Origin of the sequence: Sulfitobacter sp. (assembly GCF_039977885.1) — a bacterium.
GTDB lineage: Bacteria > Pseudomonadota > Alphaproteobacteria > Rhodobacterales > Rhodobacteraceae > Sulfitobacter.
Window position 1 is genome coordinate 1 of sequence record NZ_JBDWCI010000015.1, and the last position, 3,507, is coordinate 3,507.

2 protein-coding genes and 2 pseudogenes are annotated in these 3,507 nt (G+C 52.6%); 3 read left to right on the top strand and 1 reads right to left on the bottom strand.

The features are described from left to right. Positions 1–186 precede the first annotated feature (186 nt). From ABJM03_RS11495 to ABJM03_RS11505, 3 genes and pseudogenes are all read left to right on the top strand, one after another. Positions 187–438 (top strand): annotated as a pseudogene (locus ABJM03_RS11495) (transposase); the annotation flags it as partial. A 230-nt stretch (positions 439–668) separates the two neighbouring features. Further along, positions 669–2,036, top strand: coding sequence for an IS110 family transposase (locus ABJM03_RS11500; protein WP_348417627.1), 1,368 nt, complete (start codon positions 669–671; stop codon positions 2,034–2,036). Between the two features lie 9 nt (positions 2,037–2,045). Continuing rightward, a pseudogene (locus ABJM03_RS11505) lies at positions 2,046–2,948 on the top strand (IS3 family transposase); the annotation flags it as partial. Between the two features lie 4 nt (positions 2,949–2,952). Here the strand turns inward: ABJM03_RS11505 and ABJM03_RS11510 are convergent. Next, complete coding sequence (locus tag ABJM03_RS11510) at positions 2,953–3,273, bottom strand: hypothetical protein (protein WP_348417629.1); 321 nt, start codon at positions 3,271–3,273, stop codon at positions 2,953–2,955. Between the last annotated feature and the right edge of the window lie 234 nt (positions 3,274–3,507).

A 3,507-nucleotide genomic window follows, 5' to 3' on the forward strand; every position in this document is an offset into this window, starting at 1 on the left:
AAGTGTTTGCCAATCGGCTAAAAGAAAAAGGAAAACCGCACAAAGTTGTCTTGATCGCGGTGGCACGCAAACTGCTCATGATTGCAAATACCCTCATGGCTAAAAACCAATTATGGCGAACAACATAAATACAGTTGCTAGTATTGTAGACGCTTTCTTCCCTAATTTTGAGGCAAGGAGGCCGTTATGGGGAAGCCAAATTTCAGTGAGGATTTCAAGCGTGATGCGGTGCATCAGATCACGGTGCGTGGATATCCAGTTCGTGAGGTTTCAGAGCGATTGGGTGTCAGCACTTATTCACTCTACAAATGGATGAAGCTTTACGCGAAGGCTGCGTCACAGGCATCATCTGTTGACCACGAGGCTGAGAACCGGAGGCTCAAGCGTGAGCTGGCGCGGATGACTGAGGAGCGAGATATCTTAAAAAACCGTTCCGGGTTGGAGCCCGCCTGTGCGCGGTAGAAACAGCCTGTGCTAGAGTTGCGCCATGAAGGGCAGCGACCGTTCGCTTATTGGTGGTCTGTTTTAGGGCAGAACCCCGTTAAAAAACGTGGTCCATGGGTTGATGCGGACTTGAGAGTGGTGACGCTGCTTTGCGGTGATCCCGGTTAGGAAGATGACGGATTTGCATAGCCCACGCCCTTCTGTTGCCAACAGGAGGATCAAAGATGGCAAAGCAAAAGACCCACAAGGCCCAAGCGATCGAGACGGTGAACGTCGGTGCTGCGGCTGTTGATATCGGTTCGCGTGAACACATGGCGGCAGTCAGTCCCGAGGTGACCGACATGCCTGTAAAGGCCTTCGGCACCTTCACCCATGATCTGCATGATCTTGCCGACTGGTTCAAAACGCACGGCGTGACCAGCGTTGCTATGGAATCTACAGGCGTCTATTGGATCCCGGCCTACGAGATACTTGAGCAGCATGGTTTCGAGGTCATCTTGGTCAATGCACGCTACGCCAAGAATGTGCCAGGTCGCAAAACCGACGTCAGTGACGCCAGTTGGTTGCGGCAACTGCATTCCTACGGTTTGCTACGTGGCAGTTTCCGTCCATCAGCTGAGATTGCCACACTGCGGGCATACCTGCGCCAACGGGAGAGGCTGGTAGAGTATGCGGCGGCGCATATCCAACACATGCAGAAGGCACTGATGGAGATGAACCTGCAACTACATCACGTTGTGTCTGACATCACCGGTGTAACCGGAATGAAGATCATCCGCGCCATTGTCGCAGGAGAACGGGATTTGGATGTTTTGGCATCTCATCGCGATGTCCGCTGTCGCGCATCTGTTGAGACAATCAAAGCTGCCCTGAACGGCAACGATCGTCCGGAACACATCTTTGCGCTGACCCAGTCGCTGGAGCTTTATGACTTTTACCAAAATAAAATGCTGGAATGCGACCGCCATCTTGAGGCTACGCTAGCCGCATTGGCAGCAGACCAAGATCACGACCCCAGCCAGCTTCCCCGTCCACGCACAAAGACCAAGCAGGTCAGCACGCCGTCATTTGATGTACGCGCGGCGCTGTTCGGTATTCTTGGTGTTGATCTAACCGAGATCCATGGGATGGGGCCTTCACTATCGCTCAAGTTGGTTGGGGAATGTGGGACTGACCTGCGCGCATGGCCAAGTGCCAAACACTTCACGTCGTGGCTCTGCCTTGCACCGGGCAACAAGATATCGGGCGGCAAAGTGCTGTCTTCTCGAACCCGACGATCATCCAGCCGCGCTGCGGCCCTCTTACGATTGGCAGCTGTTACGATCGGGCGAAGTGATACTGCGCTGGGTGCGTTTTACCGACGGCTGGCAGCACGAGCGGGCAAAGCCAAAGCCGTCACAGCAACGGCGCGCAAGATTGCAGTTCTGTTTTACAACACTCTCCGACACGGCATGACCTATAAGGATCCTGGCGCATCACATTATGAGGAACGGTACCGCAACCGCGTCCTCGGCAACCTCAAGCGTCGCGCCAAGTCATTTGGGTATGATTTGCACGAATTACCTGCCGACGTTGATATGGCTGTTTCTTAGGAAGGCAGCCGCGTACTTCGCCAAGGATGTAAAATGAAGTACGCGTTTGTGGCCGAGAATCGCCGCACCTTTTCGGTGCGCAGGATGTGCCGCTGCCTCAACATCCATCCTAGCGGGTTCTACGCATGGGTTAAGAACCCATTAAGCCACCGTGCGCGTGAGGATGCGCGCCAGACGAAGTTGCTCAAAGATGCATGGAAAGACAGCGGCAAGGTCTACGGCTATCGAAAACTGCATGATGATCTCATGGAATTGGGCGAGACCAGCTGCCCAAACCGTGTTGCCAGACTGGCTCGTTTGGCAGGGATCCGCGCAGAGATCGGCTACAAACGCAAGCCTGGCAAGTATGGCGGCAAACCGTCTGTCGCCATCGATAATACGTTGGATCGGCAGTTTGATGTCGCTGAGCCTGATACGGCTTGGGTCTCAGATATTACCTACATCAAAACCTACGAAGGGTTCCTTTATCTGGCCGTCGTTATCGATCTCTACTCGCGTCGAGTGATCGGCTGGGCCACGCAATCAAGGCAACCAACCGACCTTGTCCTACAAGCGCTGCTGATGGCTGTCTGGCGGCGCAAGCCAAAGCAAACCGTGCTAATTCACACTGATCAAGGCTCGCAATACACCAGCCGAGATTGGGCCGCATTTCTGCGGGCCCATAACATTGAACATTCGATGAGCAGACGCGGTAATTGCCACGACAATGCGGTCGCTGAAAGCTTCTTCAATTTGCTCAAGCGTGAACGTGTCCGCCGCCGCACCTACAAGACCCGTGAACAGGCCAGGCAGGATATCTTCGACTACATCGAAATGTTCTATAACCCGAAACGCAAACATGTCAGAAACGGGATGCTGTCGCCCGTCGACTTCGAAAACAGACAGCCAAACGTGAACCAAGAAGGTGTCTAGGAAATTAGGGGCTATTCAGTTTCAAGGCACTTCGCTCACACTCCAAGTCAATTTCACGCAACCGATATTCAATTGCGTCTGCAAGACTCGCCGCTTCCAAAATATCCGCATTAAAGTCTTCGACGATTTCAAAAGCGTCTTCATCTCCAACATTTTCAACAAATTCAACACACTGAAGTAGAAGCGGCTCCACCTCACCAGCTTCTATATCTCCACTTGCTAAAATTCCTTCTAAGAAGCCCGTGAAATAACAAAAGTATTTTTTGTCATTGGCTTTATGATGAATATCGCCAAGCTCAGGGCCTCCGACTTCATAATTATTCATGATAAATTTCCCTAGCAGTTATGCCGAAATGAAAACTTAGCAAAACCAATCTGTCAACTCTAAGCGATCCACATCTTGGCCACAGCTACCAAACCGCAAGAGCATCCAACAAAGGACATCGGCACGGGGAAACTCCCCGCCTCATTGCCGTCTCGCACAGAGACCACTAGGCTGCTTTCGATCCAACCAGCGAGCCACCCATGCGCATTCTCTTTTTCCTCTGCCTCCTCGCCT

What these genes read in the sequence shown, in the direction of transcription:
- ABJM03_RS11510 (WP_348417629.1), bottom strand. Translation starts at nt 3,273, where the DNA reads ATGAATAATTATGAAGTCGGAGGCCCTGAGCTTGGCGATATTCATCAT.
- ABJM03_RS11500 (WP_348417627.1), top strand. Translation starts at nt 669, where the DNA reads ATGGCAAAGCAAAAGACCCACAAGGCCCAAGCGATCGAGACGGTGAAC.